Raw genomic sequence first — 19,120 nt, 5'->3', positions numbered from 1 at the left:
CAGGCGCCATCAGTCGTGCTTTTTCATCAGGTGCGAGGCGATATTCAGTGACGAGGTCTGGCGCATTTTCCGACGGCTGCGGCGCCACAACCATACGCCGAACCACAGCACCAGAAGGCCGATTACCAGCAGAATCGCCGAGCCACCGGGGCTGGCATTCAGCTCACCAAGGGCCGGCGAGTGACCAAACAAACCGGCGCCACCAGCGCCGGCCAACAACAGACCACACATCGTCAGCAGCGCGGCAAAGCACGCCACCAGACGCAGACGCCAGTTGCTCGGGCCCTTGGGGCGCAAGCGACGAGCATCAAAACCATCGGATATCTTCATTCCGACCTTTCCTCCAGGGTATCGGCCCTTCGACCGGAAGATACACAGGTTGTTCCGGGGGGAGGGGTAAATGCGCCAAATGAAAGGGCTTTGCGGATGAGTGGGGTTTAAACACACCGCTCACCCGCAGGTCGATCAAATCAGATCTTTGGTCAGCGCGAGGGTCGCGAAATTGTCGGCCATGATGGCCATTTCGGTCTGCTGCACGTGCTCGGCACTCAGGATACCGCCTTTGCAAGGCAGGTCGCGGGTGGCGCAGGCGTCCTCCACCAGCGTGCAGCGAAAGCCCAGGTTCTTGGCGGCGCGCACGGTGGTGCTGACGCTGGAGTGGCTCATGAAGCCGCAGACGATCAGGTCCAGCGAGCCCAGGTCCTGCAGGTGTTTTTCCAGGCCGGTGCCGTGGAAGGCGCTCGGCAACAGCTTGCCGATGATGGTTTCGTCACCCTCAGGCTCAAGGCCGGGGATGAATTCGCCGCGTTCGCCCTGGGGGTCAAACAGGCCGCCGACGGTGCCGAGATGACGCACATGCACAATCGGGCGCCCGGCATTGCGCGCCGAGGTCACCAACTGCCTGATGTTGGCGACGGCCGCGTCCATGCCCGAAAGGGCGAGCGGGCCGCTGAGGTATTCCTTCTGGGCGTCGATGATCACGAGGGTCGCATGGGCAAGGTTCGCTGCTGCGTAACCACGACCGCTGAGTTGAAACATCGTCTTTGGAACGGACATTCTGGGGCTCCTGTCAGGGGGGCGTTTGCGACATTGTCCACTGGCAGAGCGGTTCTGTGAATCGCTACCATCGCAAGCTGCGCCGTTGCTGGCGTGCAGCCCTGTCAAGAGACTGCCGTGTTTAACCAGAGGGCAGCCATTTGGATGAAATCCGACAGATGGCGCGAGCACTGCACTCATCGTCGGTCCCGGCGAAGGCTGTTAGAATCGCCAGTCGTTTTTTCCAGGAGCTTGCCCCGTGATCACTTCCCGCCTGCGCACTTTGCGCGACCATATCCGTTGGGCTGTCAGCCGTTTCCACGGGGAAGACCTGTTTTTTGGCCATGGCACCGACAACGCCTGGGACGAAGCCCGGCAACTGGTGCTCGGCGCTCTGCATCTGCCCTGGGAAATTGCCGACAGCTATCTGGACTGCAACCTCGAAGAAGAGGAAATCTCCCACGTGCAGCGTTTGCTGCATCGCCGCATCCATGAGCGCGTGCCCACGGCTTACCTGTTGAAGGAAGCCTGGTTCTGCGGTCTGTCGTTTATCGTCGATGAGCGCGTGTTGATCCCGCGCTCACCGATTGGCGAACTGATCGAAAACCGCTTCGAACCCTGGCTGGCCCAGCCGCCTGCGCGCATCCTCGACCTGTGCACCGGCTCCGGTTGCATCGGCATTGCCTGCGCCTACGAGTTCCAGGAGGCTGAAGTGGTGCTGGGTGATGTGTCCTTTGAAGCATTGGAAGTGGCCAACCAGAACATCGAGCGCCATGGCGTGGATCAGCGCGTGTACACCGTGCAGGGCGATGGCTTCGATGGCCTGCCGGGCCAGCGTTTTGACTTGATCGTGTCCAACCCGCCCTACGTGGATGCCGAAGACTTTGCCGATATGCCCGACGAATATCAGCACGAGCCGGAGCTGGGCCTGGCCTGCGGTGACGACGGCTTGAACCTGGTACGGCGCATGCTCGCCGAGGCGGCGGACCACTTGACCGAGAAGGGCTTGCTGATTGTCGAAGTGGGCAACAGCCAGGTGCACGTCGAGGCGCTGTACCCGCAAGTGGATTTTGCCTGGCTGGACTTCCAGCGCGGCGGGCATGGCGTGTTCATGCTCACGGCTGAACAGTGCCGCGAGCATCAGGCCGTCTTTGCCGCGCGGGTCTAGCTGAGGACGTGAGGTCAATGTGGGAGGGGGCAAGCCCCCTCCCACATGTTGATCGCATTGCAATTTATCAGCGGTGCGTGGCGATCCAGATCAACAGCCCCGCCTGAAACACCGTAAATGCCACCAGGCAGGTAATGGTAAAGCGCAATCCGCTGTCCTCGCGCTTGAACTTGGTGACCTTTTCTTCCTCCTTGCGCAGCTTCACTTCCTGCTCCTGCAGGTTCTGCTCGGCCTGTTGCAGCATCTGCGCCGCTTCCAGAATCTGCACGAACTGCACCTTCTCGGTGTTCCAACTGTCCAGCACGTCGCTGACCTTGCCCGGCTGCACATTGCCTTTCAAATGCTGCACATCGGCGTAGGCCACATCGAAACCCTGAATGCGCAGGAAGTGATCACGGCGCAGGCGCGTGGCTTCGTTGAGTGCATCCTTGTTGGCCAGGCTCACGCCGTCGACGCGGTAGTGTGACCACTTCCTTTTCGCCCAGGCGGCGGCCTGGGCCACCAGGAAACGACCAAGGCCACGGTTGACCGGTTCGATCTCCAGGCTGTTGCCCGGGCCGAAGTGCACGCGGTGTGTTTCGTGGTCCACCCACACGTCGAGCTGGTTCTGCTCACGCCGCACGCGCTGGCTCGGTAACTCGATGACCATGCGCAACAGGCTGCGTTGCGCATCATGCCGCTCGGCGTAGCCGAACTGCACAAAGCGCAAGGGCCGTGCTCCGGTGGCACGGTCGATTGCCAGGGGCGCCAGGCGCAGCATCTTGAAATGTTCGGCCTGCACGTCCGCCCACGGCAGGGCCGCTGCCTCGACGGCCTCGGGCACGTCGGCCGGGGTGTCGCTGGTCGGTTCCGGTGTTGCTTCGGTGATTGTCATGCGGCGCGATCCTGTCCAAGCCGTGCGAGCCGACAGTCTTTTTACTGTCAACCCTGGGCTTATCGGCCGGTTCTGCCAGGACTGGAGGCCAATACTTGCTTAGCGCGAGCGCAGTCCGTCGATAAAGCGTACCAGGCGCTCGCCCAGCTCGGCGGCCAGCGGCAGTTTCGGGTCGTTGTAGGAGGCCAGTTGCTGCTTGACGTTGTTGGGCACGATGCGCATTACGTGGTTCATGCCTTCGATGATGGTCAACTGCGCGTCGGGTTTGGCCTGTTGCAGTTGCCGCGCATCGGCCACACCGACCTGGATATCGTTGGTGCCCTGGATGATCAGTGCCGGCATGTGCAGCCTGGCGAACGCGGCCGATGGGTCGGCGCGAAACAGGCTGATCAGGTAAGGCTGCACGCTGGGCCGGAAAATCCCTTCCAGGGGAGTCGGCACATCGGCATCCACCTGACCGGCCTTGAGGTGGTCGAGGATTTCATTGCTGCGCAGCAACAGGGCAGGAGGCAGATGGTCGGCCAGTTGCTGGCGGATCACCTGGTCGACCGGGCGCGCGCTGCCGGAGAGCGACACCACCCCGGCCGGGTCCAGTTGCGGCGCGGCGAGGGCGGCGACCAGTGCGCCTTCGCTGTGCCCCAGCACGATCAGCGGGCCCATGCGTGTGTCCGCCTTGAGCCGTTTGCCCCAGGCCACGGCGTCGGCCACGTAAGCGTCGAGGGTGAGGTTGCGCTCGTCGGGTGTGGCCGCAAGGCTTGCGGCCACACCGCGCTTGTCGTAGCGCACGCTGGCGATGTTATGCCGCGCAAGCACCCAGGCCAGACGCTTGAGGCTGTCGTTGCGTGCACCGTCGGCACTGTTGCCGTTGCGGTCGGTAGGGCCGGAGCCGGCGATGATCAGCACTACCGGCACCGGTTTGTCCGATTGTGGCAACAGCAGCGAGCCGAACAGCTCGCCGCTGCCGGTGTCGAGGCTGATGGGGCGTTGCAGCACCACCGGGGAGGCGGCATGGGCCAGGCTTGTAAAGAGGGTAAGGGCTAACAGCAGAACTCGAAGCATCATCGCGCCATCATTGGAAGGTGCCGGTTGGACCCGTGTCCACCGCTAAGGTTTCGAGGATGAACTAGTCGGTTAGCCTGCGTATACTGGCGGCCTTAAGTTATTACGGTTGACTTGATTCAACTGATTTCACGGAGCGCCCTGCATGTCCGGCAATACCTTCGGCAAGCTGTTCACTGTCACCACCGCGGGCGAAAGCCATGGCCCGGCGTTGGTCGCCATTGTCGACGGCTGCCCGCCCGGCCTTGAGTTGTCCCTGGACGACCTGCAGCGTGATCTCGACCGCCGCAAGCCCGGCACCAGCCGCCACACCACCCAGCGTCAGGAGCCCGACGAAGTCGAGATCCTCTCCGGCGTCTTCGAAGGCCGCACCACCGGCTGCGCCATCGGCCTGTTGATCCGCAACACCGACCAGAAGTCCAAGGACTATTCGGCGATCAAGGACCTGTTCCGCCCGGCCCATGCCGACTACACCTACCATCACAAATACGGCGAACGCGACTACCGTGGCGGTGGCCGCAGCTCGGCTCGCGAGACTGCGATGCGGGTGGCCGCCGGCGCCATCGCCAAGAAATACCTGGCGAGCCAGGGCATCGTGATCCGTGGCTACATGAGCCAACTGGGGCCCATCGAAATCCCGTTCAAGACCTGGGACAGCGTCGAAGACAACGCTTTCTTCTGCCCCGACCCGGACAAGGTGCCGGAACTGGAAGCCTACATGGACCAGTTGCGCCGCGACCAGGACTCGGTCGGCGCGCGCATCACCGTGGTGGCCGAAGGGGTCAAGCCGGGCCTGGGCGAGCCGATCTTCGACCGTCTGGACGCCGAGCTGGCCCACGCGCTGATGAGCATCAACGCCGTGAAGGGCGTGGAAATCGGCGCCGGTTTTGCCTGCGTGTCCCAACGCGGCACCGAGCATCGCGACGAGCTGACCCCGCAGGGTTTTCTCAGCAACAACGCAGGTGGCATCCTCGGCGGCATCTCATCGGGCCAGCCGATCGTGGCGCATCTGGCGCTGAAGGCCACGTCCAGCATCACCACGCCAGGCCGCTCGATCGACGTGCACGGCAATCCGGTGGACATCATCACCAAGGGTCGTCATGACCCCTGCGTGGGCATTCGCGCCACACCGATTGCCGAAGCGATGATGGCCATCGTGCTGATGGACCACCTGCTGCGCCATCGTGGGCAGAACGCCGATGTACACGTGAACACTCCGGTGCTGGGCCAGCTGTGACGGTCCGTTGTGGCGGGCGAGCTTGCTGTGGCGAGCGAGCTTGCTCGCGTTGGGCCGCGAAGCGGCCCGTGTAACCTATGACGTCAACGCTCCCCTACTGGCGCCTCTCCAGCTTCTACCTGTTCTACTTCGCCCTGCTGGGGGCCACCGCGCCTTTCCTGGCGCTGTACTTCGATCACCTGGGCTTCTCCAGCGCGCGCATTGGCGAACTGGTGGCCATCCCTATGCTGATGCGCTGCGTGGCGCCCAACCTGTGGGGCTGGCTGGGCGACTACACCGGCCGGCGCCTGGCCATCGTGCGCTTTGGCGCGGTGTGCACCCTGGCCAGTTTTGCGCTGATTTTCGTGAGCAAAACCTACGCCTGGCTGGCGCTGGTCATGGCCCTGCATGCGTTTTTCTGGCACGCGGTATTGCCGCAGTTCGAGGTCATCACCCTGGCGCACCTGCGCGAGCAGACCGCACGCTACAGCCAGCTGCGGCTGTGGGGTTCCATCGGCTTTATCCTCACCGTGGTGCTCATGGGCCGCCTGTTCGACTGGCTGAGCCTGGACATCTACCCGGTGGTGGTCGTGGTGATCATGGCCGGGATTATCGTGGCCAGCCTGTGGGTGCCGAATGCGCAACCCGTCAGCCACGGCAACCGCCCGGCCGGCGACGGTTTTCTCAAACAGCTGCGCCGCCCCGGCGTGCTGGCGTTTTATGCCTGTGTGGCGCTGATGCAATTAAGCCACGGCCCGTATTACACCTTTCTCACCCTGCACCTTGAGCACCTGGGCTACAGCCGTGGCGTGATCGGCCTGCTGTGGGCCCTGGGCGTGGTAGCCGAAGTGCTGATGTTTTTGGCGATGAGCCGCATCCTCATGCGCTTTTCCCTACGCCGGGTGCTGCTGGCCAGTTTCCTGTTGGCGGCGCTGCGCTGGCTGCTGCTGGGCACCTTTGCCGAATTCTTCTGGGTGCTGCTGTTGTCGCAAGTGATGCACGCTGCGACCTTCGGCAGCTTTCACGCCGCAGCGATTGCCTTTGTGCAACGCAGCTTCGGCGATAAACAACAGGGTCAGGGCCAGGCGCTGTACGCCGCTCTGGCCGGCACCGGTGGCGCCCTCGGCGCCCTCTATTCGGGCTACAGCTGGAACCTGCTGGGCCCGACCCTCACGTTCGGCATCGCCAGCGCCGCCGCCCTGGCCGCCGCCGTTATCATCGGCCTTCGCTTGCACGAGCAGAATCAAGGAACCGTCCCATGAGCCATGTCGCCGTCTATGCCCTTGCCACACTGGATACTCCGAACAAAGTCCTTACCCACGCCGACGATATTGCCTCGACCCTGGCCGACCACGGTGTGCGGTTCGAGCGCTGGCAGCCTGGTCCGCTGGAGAAGGGCGCCAGCGAGGCGCAGATGATTGCCGCGTGCCAGCCGCAGATCGACGCCCTGGGCTACAGCGCGGTCGAGGTGTTCAGCGTCGGCAGCGATCAACCGCACCCGCAAGCGTTGCGCGCCAGGCACCTGAAGGCGCGACGCTACAGTGAGGACCACGCGCGTTTGTTCATCGCAGGTCAGGGCTTGTACACCCTGCAAGTGGGTGACTACCTGTATGCCGTGCGCTGTGAAAAAAACGACCTGCTGGTGATCCCGGCAGGCTTGTCACACGGGTTCGACATCGGCGAGAACCCCTGCTGCGTGACGTTGTGCCTGTCCAACAGTGTGCAGGGGCTGACGCCTGAGTTCACGGTGGGCGCGGTGACTGAAGGCTTACCGGGACTGGATGACTGATGGTCCGCACGCGCTGACAGGGCGAGGTAGTGCAATAGCCAGGTAAATGTTCAACCGCAAAGAGTTGGATTTTTTTGTGGGAAGAGCCGTATTTACGTGTAGGTCACGGCTATTTATGTCGCGACCAAGCGCACGGCTGCGTGGGTTATGTAACGCTCTCAAGCTTCGGTGCTTATACCAGCTGTCAATAGGAGGAATCCGAAGGTCGGTATAGGCATCCGCCAAGCGCTTATAAGAAGGAGAGCGGCATGAGTGGCCCACAGGAGTTGTATCCACCCGCGACCGGGCTGTGCGACACGGCCATGGCGGCGCGAAAGCGCTTGAGTCTGTCCGGCAAACCCCTGACGCCCACGGAGCTGGAAATCCTGCGCTGGGCCTCGGAGGGCAAGACCGTCTGGGAAATCAGCAAGATTCGCGCGACCTCCCAGGCGGCGGTCAAATTTCATCTGCGCAATATCTACGGCAAGCTTCAGGTGAGCAATCGCGTGCAGGCAGTCAATGAGGCGGTGCGCCAACGGCTGTATTGAACGCATGAAAAAGGGCCGCGACGTTCAACGACGTCGCGGCCCTTCTCGTAAAAAGCCGTTGCTTAAGCCGAATGGTAGGTCGGCAGGGCAAAGCGGTTCTGGCTTTGCAGCATCGAAATCTGCGGCAGGTCACTGGCTTGTTCAGCCAGGTCGCGGCGGATGGCACTGATTACCCAGGTCAGTTGGTCGGCAGTGTGCAACTGCTGATAGGAAATCGAGCGCTTGACCTGTTTGCCTTCGCCGTTGCGCAGGGTCAACAGGATGCCGCCGTCCGGACGGGGCTGGGTGGTGACGTCGTATTGGGAAAATACTGAAGCGAATTTATCTTGGATCAGGCTCATGTCTATCAGCTCCGTTGGCTCAAGTTGGCAAGCATGGAGTGATAGGTGCAGTGATTGTGCCAGCTAGTGGCTATTTAAAATATCGTTATAAATCAATGGCTTGAATTTATTCTGGATTTTCGGTTTCGTGCAAATTGCATGAAGGGCCATCGTGCACCCCTGCATTTTGCGCTGTCTGGTCAGCGGCGGCTGCAAGGTCCCTAAGCTAAAAGACTCGAAACATACGGTTAAATTCCCTTCTGTCGTTGCTGCCGGTCTGAACAGGTGATTGATTGTCGCTATGACGACTTTTGACAAAAAAGCCATGACAGGCGGGAACTCCCTCGCAACACTGGCGCCTATTCAGTACTGATCAAGGAGCCGCATATGTCAGACCAACCCAAACAGATGACCGACGACGAAGCTGCCGAATTTGCCGAGCAGGTCTTCGATGTTGCCCGCAAAGGCGACGCCGCCATGCTCGCCGCGCTGCTGGCCAAGGGGTTGCCCGCCAACTTGCGCAATCACAATGGCGACACCTTGCTGATGCTCGCGGCCTACCACGGCCACGCCGACGCGGTAAAAGTGCTGCTCGAATTCAAGGCCGACCCGCTGATTGCCAACGACAAGAACCAACTGCCGATTGCCGGCGCGGCGTTCAAGGGCCATATGGCCGTGGTCAAGGCGCTCATAGAAGGTGGCACCCCGCTGGAGGCCGCATCCTCCGATGGCCGTACCGCATTGATGATGGCCGCGATGTTCAACCGTATCGAAATGCTCGACTACCTGCTGGAGCAGGGCGCCAATCCCAAGGCGACCGATGCACAGGGCGCCACGGCACTGGCGGCGGCGCAGACCATGGGCGCGGTGGATGCGGCGACGAAGTTACAGAAACTGGTGTAGGCTTTGCGCCCTCCAAAACCCGCCCGCCACAGGATTGCCCCATGAAAACCGCCCTCGTCGAACTCATCAGCCACATCAGCGCCGGCGTCATGGGCGAGGACGAGGTGGCGCGCATTGCCGATGAGGCCGCCCAGGCGTATGCCGATCCGGCGGCGTTTTTGGCGGCGAACCCGGACATCAACTACGACGACAGCTTCCCAATCCCCTTGGGCGAGTGGGTGGTGGTCGGCAGCCTGCCGGACACGGTGCTGTTCCAGGCCGACAGTTATGCCGATCTGTTCGCGCAGATCGTTGCCTCGTTCGGCCCTGGCGTGGCGTTCAACCTCAAGCCCAAGCAACTGGCCAAGGCCGACGACCTCACGGCGCTCAATCGCATTCAGATCCAGATGAGCGCGTTGAGTGCCGAAGACGGTGGCTATGTGCTGGTGAATTTCAGCCAGTTGCTGGATGACGCCATCCAGGTGGTGCTGGTGCATGGCAATCACCTGCCGCACGTCTTGCAACGCTGCGCCGAGGTCGGCATCCAGGCTGAACCGGCCCTGGAAGCCCTGCGTGTGGCCGTACACGTCTGAATTAAAACGGAACGATGGCTGGCAGCGCCTATCCTAAGCAGGCATGACCTCACTTAAGGAGCGACACCATGGGTTCTACCTTTAATGGCCTGATTGGCCTGATCATCCTGGCGTTGGATATCTGGGCGATCATCAACGTGTTCAAAAGCGGCGCAAGTACCGGCGCCAAAGTGTTGTGGATCCTGTTGATCCTGCTGCTGCCTGTGCTTGGCCTGATCATCTGGGCAATCGCCGGGCCACGGGGCAACGTGCGGATCTGACACCCCTCTATAGCGGGAGCGGGCACGGTAAGTGTGGGAGGGGGCTTGCTCCCGGTAGCGGTGTATCAGCCAGTCAATCTGGTACTGAAACACCACTACCGGGAGCAAGCCCCCTCCCACATTTGCATTACGGTGCCAGGGGAGATTTGTGTGTCGAAATATTCGCTGCACAGAATTTTCACATTTCATCCAAGAGAATTCGCTGGCTCTATCCTCCGGCCACGGGCCTGCCCTGGGCGCTTTTAAAGGCGTGGTAGCGTTACTCGTTCAGTAATTAATAGCCTTGCCGGCACTGATCGGGCACCATTCGCGCCACTGCAATGCTTCGTCACTTAACTTCCAATGGGTCCTGAAAACGACATGGCAAACCCGGACGCCCTGAGTCAGCAGCGAGCTTCGAATCGCCTGCTGCAACCGACCGTCAAATCCCATCTGGCTTACACGCTGCTCTGTGCACTGGTCATGATGGTGATGTTCTCCCTGCTGCGCCTGGCGCTGCTGGTCTACAACCGCGAGATGATCCTCGACACGCCGGCCGCGACCTTCCTCGAAGCGTTCGCCAATGGCCTGCGTCTGGATCTGCGCCTGGTGGTGTACCTGCTGATCCCGTTGTTACTGGCGCTGTTCAGCGTGCGAGCCATGGCGGCGCGCGGGTTCTTCCGTTGCTGGCTCACCGTTGCCTCGAGCATCGCGCTGTTCCTGGGCCTGATGGAGATGGACTTCTACCGCGAGTTCCACCAGCGCCTCAACGGCCTGGTGTTCCAGTACGTCAAGGAAGATCCCAAGACCGTAGTGAGCATGCTCTGGTACGGTTTTCCGGTGGTGCGCTACCTGCTGGCCTGGGCCGTGGGCACGCTGATCCTGAGTATGGCGTTCAAGGGCGCCGACCGCGCCACCCGTCCGCGCGGCCCGTTCAGCGGCGGCAGTATCGGCACCCGCCAGGTGGCGCCGTGGTACAGCCGCATCGCCGTGTTTGTGGTGTGCCTGCTGATCGCCGTGGTCGCCGCCCGTGGCACCCTGCGCCAGGGCCCGCCGCTGCGCTGGGGTGACGTGTACACCACCGATTCCAACTTCGCCAACCAGTTGGGCCTCAACGGTACGCTGTCGTTGATCGGCGCCGCCAAGGCACGTTTCTCCGAGCACCGCGACAACGTGTGGAAAGCCACCCTGGAACAGCCGTTGGCGACTCAGACCGTGCGCGACATGCTGGTACTGCCGAGCGAAAAACTGGTGGATACCGACACTGCCGCTGTGCGCCGCGACTACACGCCACCGGCCGAGAAGACCCTGCCGATCAAGAACGTTGTGGTGATCCTGATGGAAAGCTTCGCCGGTCACTCGGTGGGCGCTTTGGGCCGTCCGGGCAACATCACGCCTTACTTCGACAAACTGTCCAAGGAAGGCCTGCTGTTCGACCGCTTCTTCTCCAACGGCACCCACACCCACCAGGGTATGTTCGCCACCATGGCCTGCTTCCCGAACCTGCCGGGCTTCGAATACCTGATGCAGACCCCGGAAGGCAGCCACAAGCTGTCGGGCCTGCCGCAGTTGCTCAGCGCGCGTGACTTCAACGATGTGTATGTCTACAACGGCGATTTCGCCTGGGACAACCAGTCGGGCTTCTTCAGCAATCAGGGCATGACCAACTTCATCGGGCGCAACGACTTCGTCGACCCGGTGTTCTCCGACCCGACGTGGGGCGTGTCCGACCAGGACATGTTCAACCGTGGCCTCGAAGAGCTCAAAGCCCGTGAAGGCGGCAAGCCGTTCTACGCGCTGCTGCAAACCCTGTCCAACCACACGCCGTACGCGTTGCCCAACCCTTTGCCGGTGGACAAAGTCACTGGCCGTGGCAGCCTCGACGAGCATTTGACGGCGATGCGCTACTCCGACTGGGCCCTGGGCCAGTTCTTTGAAAAGGCGCGCAAGGAGCCGTACTTCAAGGAAACACTGTTCGTGATCGTCGGTGACCACGGGTTTGGCAACGAGCAGCAGATCACCGAAATGGACCTGGGCCGTTTCAACGTACCGATGCTGATGATTGCACCGGGCATGCAGGAAAAATTCGGCGAGCGTGACCACACCGTGGGCACCCAGATCGACATCGTGCCGACCATCATGGGCCGCCTCGGTGGCGACACCCTGCACCAGTGCTGGGGCCGCGACCTGCTGAACCTGCCGGAAGGCGACAAGGGCTTCGGCGTGATCAAACCGTCGGGCAGCGACCAGACCGTGGCCTTGCTCACCGGCGACCGCGTGCTGGTATTGCCCAAGGAGATGCCGCCGAAGTTGTGGCAATACGAACTGGGCGCGAACCCGACCGGTAAAGTGATCGCTGAATCGCCGGACGAAGCCGCGTTGAAGCAGAAACTTGAATCGTTCCTGCAAACGGCCACCAAGAGCCTGTTGGATAACACCGCCGGCGTAGTGGACGGCAAGCCCGACTGATTCACGGGCAATAAAAAAGAGGCCTTTAAAAGGCCTCTTTTTTTGTCCGGCTTTTAGATGCGGCCGAGCAACAACAACACCACCAGTACTACCAGGACAACACCCAGGATACCCGACGGGCCGTAGCCCCAGTTACGCGAGTGCGGGAACACGGGCAGACCGCCGACCAGCAGCAGAATCAGGATAATGATCAGAATGAGGCTCATGGTTTTATTTCCTTATAGGCCTTCAGCGAGACCGGTTATTTATCAAGAGGCTCGCACCGTTAATTGCGTACGCCTTAACAACTCGGACTAGAGGGTGTGATAAAAAATTCAGTAATTTTTTAAAGTATTTCGATTAGTTGCTTATTTCTTTTTCACTGAACAAAAAACTTTTCCCTTAGTTGAAAAAATCGCCTCTGAGCAATAGATCGGCAGCCGACCGGGCCGACGGTTTGCCTGGGGCATTCATCACCCTGATGGTGCGTGGTTGGCGCAAAATCCTTCGCTACACTGCCGCTCACTTCTTCCGTGAACCACAAGGCAGCTCTCCTATGCAAAATCGCATGATGATCACTGGCGCCGGGTCCGGCCTGGGTCGTGAAATCGCTCTGCGCTGGGCCCGTGAGGGGTGGCAGCTGGCCTTGTCGGACGTCAGCGAGCCGGGCCTGCAGGACACCTTGAAAAGGGTACGCGAGGCGGGCGGTGATGGCTTCACCCAGCGCTGCGACGTGCGCGACTACAGCCAGCTCACCGCCCTGGCCCAGGCGTGCGAGGTCAAGCTGGGTGGCATCGATGTGATCGTCAACAATGCCGGCGTGGCCTCGGGTGGCTTCTTCGCCGAGCTGTCTCTGGAAGACTGGGACTGGCAGATCGCGATCAACCTGATGGGCGTGGTCAAGGGCTGCAAAGCGTTCCTCCCGCTGCTGGAAAAGAGCAAGGGCCGCATCATCAATATCGCGTCAATGGCCGCCTTGATGCAGGGGCCAGCGATGAGCAACTACAACGTGGCCAAGGCCGGCGTGGTGGCGCTGTCGGAAAGCCTGCTGGTGGAACTCAAGCAGCAGGAAGTGGGCGTGCACGTGGTGTGCCCGTCGTTTTTCCAGACCAACCTGCTGGATTCGTTTCGCGGGCCCACCCCGGCGATGAAAGCGCAGGTAGGCAAGTTGCTCGAAAGCTCACCGATTTCGGCGGCGGACATTGCCGATTACATCTACCAGCGCGTGGCCGCAGGCGAGTTCATGATTCTGCCCCACGAGCAGGGGCGTATGGCCTGGGTATTGAAGCAGAAAAATCCCCAGTTGCTGTATGACGAAATGACCACCATGGCCGACAAGATGCGCGCCAAGGCGCAGGCTGTTAAAGGCTGATTTAGGCGTGGTCTGTCAGGCAAATTACCCGCAGGTGTAGGTAAGGCCTGATTTGATCGCGCACCATTGTCGCGACACGCCCCGTGCGCGCATGGTCAATGTCCTGTCATTCGAAAAGGACAATCGACATGCTGGTATTAAGCCGCGCAGTGGGCGAAATCATCGCCATCGGCGATGACATCGCTCTGCACATTCTTGAACTCAATGGAGGCCAGGTGAGGTTTGGCGTTGCGGCGCCGGCGGGCGTCAACGTCCATCGCGCCGAGGTCTACCGGAAAATCCAGCGTAGCCAGGACGCCAACACCCATCCGGTGCCGGTGCCCAATCCCTGATTGCAGGGTGTCAGTCAAACAGATGCTTGGGCACATCGTGCTTGAGCATCAACTGGCATTGCTCGCTGTCGGGGTCGAACACGATCAGCGCCTGGCCCTTGGTCAGCGCCTGGCGCACGCGCAATACACGGGTTTCCAGGGGCGTGTCGTCACCATTATCGGTGCCGTCGCGGGTCACGAAATCTTCGATGAGGCGGGTCAGGGTGTCGACTTCAAGTGCATCGTAGGGAATCAGCATACAAGCCTCAGGTAGCGGGTCCCGGCGATGCTACTGCGCCGGGCCCCGAGTTGCCAGTATCAGGTCTTGTTCCCGACCAGGCTGTCCACCGACGGCACGCGCGTGTCGCTCTCCATCTGCGTTTCATGCTCGATCTGATGACTGAACCGGTCCAGTGAACCCTGGGCCGGTTGCGCATCGCTGGCGAACACCGGCGGGCTGAGGATGTAGGCGCCCAGCAGACGGCTCAACGCGGCCAGGCTGTCGATGTGGGTGCGCTCATAACCGTGGGTCGCGTCGCAACCAAACGCCAGCAGGGCGGTGCGAATGTCGTGGCCGGCGGTCACCGCCGAGTGCGCATCGCTGAAGTAATAGCGGAACAGGTCGCGGCGCACCGGCAGGTCGTTGTCCGCCGCCAGGCGCAGGAGATGACGCGACAGGTGGTAGTCATACGGCCCGCCGGAATCCTGCATCGCCACACTCACCGCATGTTCGCTGGAGTGCTGCCCGGGTGCGACCGGGGCGATATCGATGCCGACAAACTCACTCACGTCCCACGGCAGGGCGGCCGCGGCACCGCTGCCGGTCTCCTCGGTGATGGTGAACAGCGGGTGGCAGTCGATCAGCAACGGCTCGCCGCTGTCGATGATCGCCTTGAGTGCCGCGAGCAGGGCGGCCACGCCGGCCTTGTCGTCCAGATGTCGCGCGCTGATATGCCCGCTCTCGGTGAACTCGGGCAGCGGGTCGAAGGCTACGTAGTCGCCCACGCTGATGCCCAGCGAATCGCAGTCGGCACGGGTCGCACAGTAGGCGTCCAGGCGCAGTTCCACGTGGTCCCAGCTCACCGGCATTTCGTCGACGGCAGTGTTGAACGCGTGCCCGGAGGCCATCAGCGGCAACACGCTGCCACGGATCACGCCGTTATCGGTGAACAGGCTGACGCGGCTGCCTTCGGCGAATCGGCTCGACCAGCAACCCACCGGGGCCAGGGTCAGGCGACCGTTGTCCTTGATCGCCCGCACGGCGGCGCCGATGGTGTCCAGGTGCGCCGACACGGCCCGATCGGGGCTGTTTTTCTGGCCCTTGAGGGTGGCGCGAATGGTGCCGCGCCGAGTCATTTCAAACGGAATGCCGAGTTCTTCCAGGCGCTCGGCGACATAGCGCACGATGGTGTCGGTGAAACCGGTGGGGCTGGGAATGGCGAGCATTTCCAGCAGGACTTTCTGCAGGTAATTCAGGTCCGGTTCGGGGATGGTTCGGGTCATAAGGACTCCTGTTGAAGTGGCAGGCCTGAGGAAGGGTGGCGCCGGTATCGGCGCCTTCGCGGGCAAGCCGGTTTCCGCAGTGGCATGCGGTCAGCCTGTGGCAGCGGGCTTGCCCCTGAGGCGGCCGATCAGGCAACGCCTCTCTCAAACCGTTGACTGGCTGTGGGGAAACAACAGATCCACAAATTTCTCGGCAGTCGGCTGCGGCTCATGATTGGCCAGGCCGGCCCGTTCGTTGGCCTCGATAAATACATACTCGGGTTGATCGGCGGCGGGCACCATCAGGTCCAGGCCCACCATGGGAATGTCCAGGGCGCGAGCGGCACGCACGGCAGCGTCCACCAGCGTCGGGTGCAGGATCGCGGTCACGTCTTCCAGGCAGCCGCCGGTGTGCAGGTTGGCGGTGCGGCGCACGGCCAGGGTCTGGCCTCGGGGCAGGATGCTGCTGTAGTCGTAGCCGGCGGCGTGCAGGGTGCGTTCGGTTTCCGCATCCACGGGAATTTTACTTTCGCCATCGGTCGCGGCCTGGCGCCGCCGACTCTGAGCCTCGATCAGCGCACCGATGGAATGCTGACCATCACCTTTGACTTCGGCAGGGCGGCGGATCGCTGCGGCCACCACTTCAAAACCGATCACCAGAATGCGCAGGTCCAGGCCTTCGTGAAAGCTTTCGAGCAAAATACGGCTGTCGAACGCACGCGCCGCTTCGATGGCCTGCTGCACCTCTTCAATGGTGCGCAGGTCCACCGCCACGCCGTGGCCCTGTTCGCCGTCCAGCGGCTTGACCACGATGCGCTGGTGTTCGTCGAGAAACTCCAGATTGTCATCGGCACTGCCCGCCAGTTGTTGCGAGGGCACGTTCAAACCGGCAGCCTTGAGCACCTTGTGGGTCAGGCTCTTGTCCTGACACAACGTCATGCTGATGGCGCTGGTCAGGTCGCTCAACGATTCGCGACAACGCACGCGGCGCCCGCCGTGGCTGAGGGTGAACAGGCCGGCGTCGGCGTCGTCCACCTGCACATCGATACCGCGCCGATGCGCCTCTTCGACAATGATCCGCGCATACGGGTTGAACCCCGCCTGCGGGCCCGGGCCGAGAAACAGCGGCTGGTTGATGCCGTTCTTGTGCTTGATCGCAAAGGTGGTCAGCGCGCGAAAGCCCAGCTTGGCGTAGAGGCTCTTGGCCTGGCGGTTATCGTGCAGCACCGACAGGTCGAGGTAGCTCAGGCCACGGCTCATGAAGTGCTCCACCAGGTGGCGCACCAGCACCTCGCCCACGCCTGGGCGCGTGCACTGCGGATCGACCGCCAGGCACCACAGGCTGCAACCGTTCTCCGGGTCGTTGAAGGCTTTCTGGTGATTGAGGCCCATCACGCTGCCGATCACTGCGCCGCTGTCTTCGTCCTCGGCCAGCCAGTACACCGGGCCGCCCTGATGACGCGGTGTGAGGCGTTCGGTATCGACCGGCAACATGCCGCGTCCCTGGTAGAGGCGGTTGACCGCCTGCCAGTCCGCCTCATTCTGCACCCGACGAATGCGAAAGCCGCGAAACACCCGGGTGGCCGGGCGATAGTCGCTGAACCACAGGCGCAAGGTGTCGGACGGATCGAGGAACAACTGCTGCGGATCAATCCCGAGGATCTGCTGGGGCGCGGCCACATACAACGCAATGTCGCGCTCACCGGCTTGTTCATTGAGCAGTTCCTCGGCCAGGCTCGCGGGGTCCGGGAAGGTATGGCCGATCAACAGCCGTCCCCAGCCGCAATGCACCGCGATATGGCCGGGGCTCTGCGGGTTGCCGTCCTCGGCCAAACGCGCTTGCAGGCGCTCATAGGTCGGCGCCTGGCCCTTGAGCAAGCGTTGGCTGTACGCCGCGGCGTTCTGTTTCATCAATCAGATTCCTTGTTCGCTGAGCCACAGGTTCAGCGCCGCCAGTTGCCACAGCTTGGAGCCGCGCAGCGGGGTCAGTTGGCCCTGCGGGTCGTTCAGCAGGCGGTCGAGCATGGCCGGGTTGAACAGGCCGCGATCCTGGCTCGGGTCCAGCAACAGTTCGCGCACCCAGTTCAGGGTGTCGCCCTGCAAATGCTTGAGGCCCGGCACCGGGAAATAGCCTTTTTTGCGGTCGATGACTTCGCTCGGGATCACCCGGCGCGCCGCCTCTTTCAACACCTGCTTACCGCCATCGGGCAGCTTGAATTTACCCGGCACCCGCGCCGACAGTTCCACCAGGCGATAGTCCAGAAACGGCGTGCGCGCTTCCAGGCCCCAGGCCATGGTCATGTTGTCGACGCGCTTGACCGGGTCGTCCACCAGCATCACCGTGCTGTCCAGGCGCAGGGCCTTGTCCACGGCGGCATCGGCACCGGGCATTGCAAAGTGTTCACGCACAAAATCCCCGGCGGCGTCGTTGGCGGTCAGCCATTTCGGCGCGACGGTGGCGGCGTAATCGTCGTAGCTGCGGTCGAAGAACGCCTCGCGATAGGCCGCGTAGGGATCGCTGGCGCCGTCCACCTGCGGGTACCAGTGGTAGCCGGCAAACAGTTCGTCGGCGCCCTGGCCGCTCTGCACCACCTTGCAATGCTTGGCCACTTCCCGCGACAGCAGGTAGAAGGCAATGCAGTCGTGGCTGACCATCGGCTCGCTCATGGCGCGGAACGCCGCCGGCAGCTGTTCGATGATCTCGCTTTCGGCAATGCGCAATTGGTGATGGCGCGTGCCGTAATGCTTGGCGATCAGGTCCGAATACTGGAATTCGTCGCCGCGCTCGCCGCCGGCATCTTCAAAGCCGATGGAGAAGGTCGACAGGTCCTGCACGCCGACTTCGCGCAGCAGGCCGACGAGCATGCTCGAATCGACGCCGCCGGAGAGCAGCACGCCCACGTCCACTGCCGCCCGTTGACGAATGGCCACGGCTTCGCGGGTGCTGTCGAGGACACGGTCGGTCCAGTCCTGCAACGTCAGGTTTTTTTCATCGTCATGGGGACCGTAGGGCAACGTCCACCAGGTTTTCTGTTCGGTGGTGCCGTTGGCGTCGATGCGCATCCAGCTCGCCGGGGGCAGTTTCTCAATGCCCGCCAGCAACGTGCGCGGCGCAGGCACCACGGCGTGGAAATTCAGGTAATGGTTCAGCGCCACCGGATCGAGGATCGGGTTGATGTCGCCGCCCTTGAGCAGTGCCGGCAATGCCGACGCAAAACGCAGGCGCTGACCGGTGCGCGACAGGTACAACGGCTTGACGCCAAGGCGGTCACGGGCGATGAACAGGCGCTGGGCATCACGCTCCCAGATGGCGAAGGCGAACATGCCGTTGAGCTTGGGCAGCAGCGCTTCGCCCCAGGCGTGGTAGCCCTTGAGCAGCACTTCGGTGTCGCCGCCGGAATAGAAGGCATAGCCCAAGGCTTCCAGCTCTTCACGCAATTCCGGAAAGTTATAGATCGCACCGTTGAACGCCAGGGACAGCCCCAACTGGGCGTCGATCATCGGCTGCGCCGAGCCGTCCGACAGGTCCATGATCTTCAGGCGCCGATGGCCCAGGGCAACCGGCCCCTGGGCATGAAAGCCCCAGGCATCGGGGCCACGCGGGGCCAGGTGATGGGTGATGCGCTCAATCGCTGCCAGGTCGGCAGGTTGGGCATCGAAACGTAATTCTCCAGCTAATCCGCACATAAATTCCTTACCGGTTTTTCCGTTGGGGAGGGTCAATACTCAATACGCCCAAGAGGGCGCGTACCCAGAAACTGACCCGGTGCTATACGTGGAGTTTTAGAACAATAAGTTATAAGGC

General features: G+C 62.0%; 21 protein-coding genes. 11 read left to right on the top strand and 10 right to left on the bottom strand.

Going from position 1 to position 19,120, the window contains the following annotated elements:
* Positions 1-9 precede the first annotated feature (9 nt).
* Together RHM60_RS07685 and RHM60_RS07680 are read right to left on the bottom strand one after the other, a co-directional pair.
* Complete coding sequence (locus RHM60_RS07685) at positions 10-330, bottom strand: hypothetical protein (RefSeq protein ID WP_209983339.1); 321 nt, start codon at positions 328-330, stop codon at positions 10-12.
* A gap of 135 nt (positions 331-465) precedes the next feature.
* Complete coding sequence (locus RHM60_RS07680; protein WP_209983337.1) at positions 466-1,056, bottom strand: cysteine hydrolase family protein; 591 nt, start codon at positions 1,054-1,056, stop codon at positions 466-468.
* A gap of 238 nt (positions 1,057-1,294) precedes the next feature.
* On the opposite strand from RHM60_RS07680, the gene prmB reads away from it, so the two are divergent.
* Complete coding sequence (gene prmB, locus RHM60_RS07675) at positions 1,295-2,203, top strand: 50S ribosomal protein L3 N(5)-glutamine methyltransferase (RefSeq protein ID WP_209983335.1); 909 nt, start codon at positions 1,295-1,297, stop codon at positions 2,201-2,203.
* 67 nt (positions 2,204-2,270) lie between these two features.
* On the opposite strand, the gene RHM60_RS07670 is transcribed toward prmB, so the two are convergent.
* Positions 2,271-3,077: a hypothetical protein gene (locus RHM60_RS07670; protein WP_322214132.1), complete on the bottom strand. Its 807-nt coding sequence runs from the start codon at positions 3,075-3,077 to the stop codon at positions 2,271-2,273.
* Between the two features lie 99 nt (positions 3,078-3,176).
* Positions 3,177-4,139 carry an alpha/beta hydrolase gene (locus RHM60_RS07665; RefSeq protein ID WP_209983331.1) on the bottom strand — a complete coding sequence of 321 codons (963 nt, stop codon included), beginning with the start codon at positions 4,137-4,139 and terminating at the stop codon, positions 3,177-3,179.
* Between the two features lie 142 nt (positions 4,140-4,281).
* Here RHM60_RS07665 and aroC point away from each other — a divergent pair, with 142 nt between their 5' ends.
* From aroC to RHM60_RS07645, 4 genes are all read left to right on the top strand, one after another.
* Positions 4,282-5,373 carry a chorismate synthase gene (aroC, locus tag RHM60_RS07660; RefSeq protein ID WP_231421624.1) on the top strand — a complete coding sequence of 364 codons (1,092 nt, stop codon included), beginning with the start codon at positions 4,282-4,284 and terminating at the stop codon, positions 5,371-5,373.
* Positions 5,374-5,450: 77 nt separating this feature from the next.
* Entirely contained in the window at positions 5,451-6,614 is a 1,164-nt protein-coding gene (locus tag RHM60_RS07655; protein ID WP_231421625.1) for an MFS transporter, read from the top strand.
* Positions 6,611-7,141: an acireductone dioxygenase gene (locus RHM60_RS07650; RefSeq protein WP_322214129.1), complete on the top strand. Its 531-nt coding sequence runs from the start codon at positions 6,611-6,613 to the stop codon at positions 7,139-7,141. The genes RHM60_RS07655 and RHM60_RS07650 overlap by 4 nt, the downstream gene beginning before the upstream one ends.
* 248 nt (positions 7,142-7,389) lie before the next feature.
* Positions 7,390-7,668, top strand: coding sequence for a response regulator transcription factor (locus RHM60_RS07645; RefSeq protein WP_209983322.1), 279 nt, complete (start codon positions 7,390-7,392; stop codon positions 7,666-7,668).
* Between the two features lie 62 nt (positions 7,669-7,730).
* Here the strand turns inward: RHM60_RS07645 and RHM60_RS07640 are convergent, their stop codons facing one another.
* Positions 7,731-8,009, bottom strand: a complete 279-nt coding sequence (locus RHM60_RS07640; protein ID WP_003236719.1) for a DUF3509 domain-containing protein — start codon at positions 8,007-8,009, stop codon at positions 7,731-7,733.
* A gap of 366 nt (positions 8,010-8,375) precedes the next feature.
* Between RHM60_RS07640 and RHM60_RS07635 the strand changes: the two genes are divergently transcribed.
* The 4 genes from RHM60_RS07635 to RHM60_RS07620 all read left to right on the top strand — a co-directional run bounded on the left by RHM60_RS07635 (position 8,376) and on the right by RHM60_RS07620 (position 12,171).
* Positions 8,376-8,891, top strand: a complete 516-nt coding sequence (locus RHM60_RS07635) for an ankyrin repeat domain-containing protein (RefSeq protein WP_322214127.1) — start codon at positions 8,376-8,378, stop codon at positions 8,889-8,891.
* Positions 8,892-8,932: 41 nt separating this feature from the next.
* A complete protein-coding gene (locus RHM60_RS07630) occupies positions 8,933-9,463 on the top strand; it encodes a hypothetical protein (RefSeq protein ID WP_209983317.1) in 531 nt (176 codons plus the stop codon).
* A gap of 68 nt (positions 9,464-9,531) precedes the next feature.
* Positions 9,532-9,723 carry a PLDc N-terminal domain-containing protein gene (locus RHM60_RS07625; protein ID WP_003172956.1) on the top strand — a complete coding sequence of 64 codons (192 nt, stop codon included), beginning with the start codon at positions 9,532-9,534 and terminating at the stop codon, positions 9,721-9,723.
* Between the two features lie 360 nt (positions 9,724-10,083).
* Entirely contained in the window at positions 10,084-12,171 is a 2,088-nt protein-coding gene (locus tag RHM60_RS07620; protein WP_231421627.1) for an LTA synthase family protein, read from the top strand.
* Positions 12,172-12,224: 53 nt separating this feature from the next.
* On the opposite strand, the gene RHM60_RS07615 is transcribed toward RHM60_RS07620, so the two are convergent.
* Positions 12,225-12,377, bottom strand: a complete 153-nt coding sequence (locus tag RHM60_RS07615; RefSeq protein WP_003236711.1) for a DUF3309 family protein — start codon at positions 12,375-12,377, stop codon at positions 12,225-12,227.
* A 329-nt stretch (positions 12,378-12,706) separates the two neighbouring features.
* On the opposite strand from RHM60_RS07615, the gene RHM60_RS07610 reads away from it, so the two are divergent.
* Both RHM60_RS07610 and csrA read left to right on the top strand, forming a co-directional pair.
* Positions 12,707-13,522 (top strand): SDR family oxidoreductase, encoded by an 816-nt coding sequence (locus RHM60_RS07610; protein ID WP_209983313.1) that lies wholly within the window; start codon positions 12,707-12,709, stop codon positions 13,520-13,522.
* Between the two features lie 128 nt (positions 13,523-13,650).
* Entirely contained in the window at positions 13,651-13,854 is a 204-nt protein-coding gene (gene csrA / locus RHM60_RS07605; protein ID WP_209983311.1) for a carbon storage regulator CsrA, read from the top strand.
* Positions 13,855-13,864: 10 nt separating this feature from the next.
* On the opposite strand, the gene RHM60_RS07600 is transcribed toward csrA, so the two are convergent.
* The 4 genes from RHM60_RS07600 to RHM60_RS07585 form a co-directional block, all read right to left on the bottom strand.
* Positions 13,865-14,092 carry a YheU family protein gene (locus RHM60_RS07600; protein ID WP_003236706.1) on the bottom strand — a complete coding sequence of 76 codons (228 nt, stop codon included), beginning with the start codon at positions 14,090-14,092 and terminating at the stop codon, positions 13,865-13,867.
* 59 nt (positions 14,093-14,151) lie between these two features.
* Positions 14,152-15,336: an osmoprotectant NAGGN system M42 family peptidase gene (locus RHM60_RS07595; protein ID WP_057008098.1), complete on the bottom strand. Its 1,185-nt coding sequence runs from the start codon at positions 15,334-15,336 to the stop codon at positions 14,152-14,154.
* A gap of 144 nt (positions 15,337-15,480) precedes the next feature.
* Positions 15,481-17,226, bottom strand: coding sequence for an N-acetylglutaminylglutamine synthetase (gene ngg / locus RHM60_RS07590; RefSeq protein WP_209983309.1), 1,746 nt, complete (start codon positions 17,224-17,226; stop codon positions 15,481-15,483).
* 3 nt (positions 17,227-17,229) lie between these two features.
* On the bottom strand, positions 17,230-19,002 hold the full coding sequence (locus RHM60_RS07585) for an N-acetylglutaminylglutamine amidotransferase (RefSeq protein ID WP_231421628.1): 1,773 nt from the start codon (positions 19,000-19,002) through the stop codon (positions 17,230-17,232).
* Between the last annotated feature and the right edge of the window lie 118 nt (positions 19,003-19,120).

It is taken from the genome of Pseudomonas sp. MH9.3, assembly GCF_034354675.1.
GTDB lineage: Bacteria > Pseudomonadota > Gammaproteobacteria > Pseudomonadales > Pseudomonadaceae > Aquipseudomonas.
Note: the sequence above shows the minus strand (reverse complement) of the source record. Positions and strands in the feature narration are given on the sequence as shown.

Coding starts and splice junctions, on each gene's coding strand:
- RHM60_RS07640 (WP_003236719.1), bottom strand. CDS start 8,009: ATGAGCCTGATCCAAGATAAATTCGCTTCAGTATTTTCCCAATACGAC.
- aroC (WP_231421624.1), top strand. CDS start 4,282: ATGTCCGGCAATACCTTCGGCAAGCTGTTCACTGTCACCACCGCGGGC.
- RHM60_RS07670 (WP_322214132.1), bottom strand. CDS start 3,077: ATGACAATCACCGAAGCAACACCGGAACCGACCAGCGACACCCCGGCC.
- RHM60_RS07685 (WP_209983339.1), bottom strand. CDS start 330: ATGAAGATATCCGATGGTTTTGATGCTCGTCGCTTGCGCCCCAAGGGC.
- RHM60_RS07595 (WP_057008098.1), bottom strand. CDS start 15,336: ATGACCCGAACCATCCCCGAACCGGACCTGAATTACCTGCAGAAAGTC.
- RHM60_RS07585 (WP_231421628.1), bottom strand. CDS start 19,002: ATGTGCGGATTAGCTGGAGAATTACGTTTCGATGCCCAACCTGCCGAC.
- RHM60_RS07600 (WP_003236706.1), bottom strand. CDS start 14,092: ATGCTGATTCCCTACGATGCACTTGAAGTCGACACCCTGACCCGCCTC.
- RHM60_RS07610 (WP_209983313.1), top strand. CDS start 12,707: ATGCAAAATCGCATGATGATCACTGGCGCCGGGTCCGGCCTGGGTCGT.
- RHM60_RS07625 (WP_003172956.1), top strand. CDS start 9,532: ATGGGTTCTACCTTTAATGGCCTGATTGGCCTGATCATCCTGGCGTTG.
- RHM60_RS07650 (WP_322214129.1), top strand. CDS start 6,611: ATGAGCCATGTCGCCGTCTATGCCCTTGCCACACTGGATACTCCGAAC.
- RHM60_RS07615 (WP_003236711.1), bottom strand. CDS start 12,377: ATGAGCCTCATTCTGATCATTATCCTGATTCTGCTGCTGGTCGGCGGT.
- RHM60_RS07655 (WP_231421625.1), top strand. CDS start 5,451: ATGACGTCAACGCTCCCCTACTGGCGCCTCTCCAGCTTCTACCTGTTC.
- csrA (WP_209983311.1), top strand. CDS start 13,651: ATGCTGGTATTAAGCCGCGCAGTGGGCGAAATCATCGCCATCGGCGAT.
- RHM60_RS07630 (WP_209983317.1), top strand. CDS start 8,933: ATGAAAACCGCCCTCGTCGAACTCATCAGCCACATCAGCGCCGGCGTC.
- ngg (WP_209983309.1), bottom strand. CDS start 17,226: ATGAAACAGAACGCCGCGGCGTACAGCCAACGCTTGCTCAAGGGCCAG.
- RHM60_RS07665 (WP_209983331.1), bottom strand. CDS start 4,139: ATGATGCTTCGAGTTCTGCTGTTAGCCCTTACCCTCTTTACAAGCCTG.
- RHM60_RS07635 (WP_322214127.1), top strand. CDS start 8,376: ATGTCAGACCAACCCAAACAGATGACCGACGACGAAGCTGCCGAATTT.
- RHM60_RS07620 (WP_231421627.1), top strand. CDS start 10,084: ATGGCAAACCCGGACGCCCTGAGTCAGCAGCGAGCTTCGAATCGCCTG.
- RHM60_RS07645 (WP_209983322.1), top strand. CDS start 7,390: ATGAGTGGCCCACAGGAGTTGTATCCACCCGCGACCGGGCTGTGCGAC.
- RHM60_RS07680 (WP_209983337.1), bottom strand. CDS start 1,056: ATGTCCGTTCCAAAGACGATGTTTCAACTCAGCGGTCGTGGTTACGCA.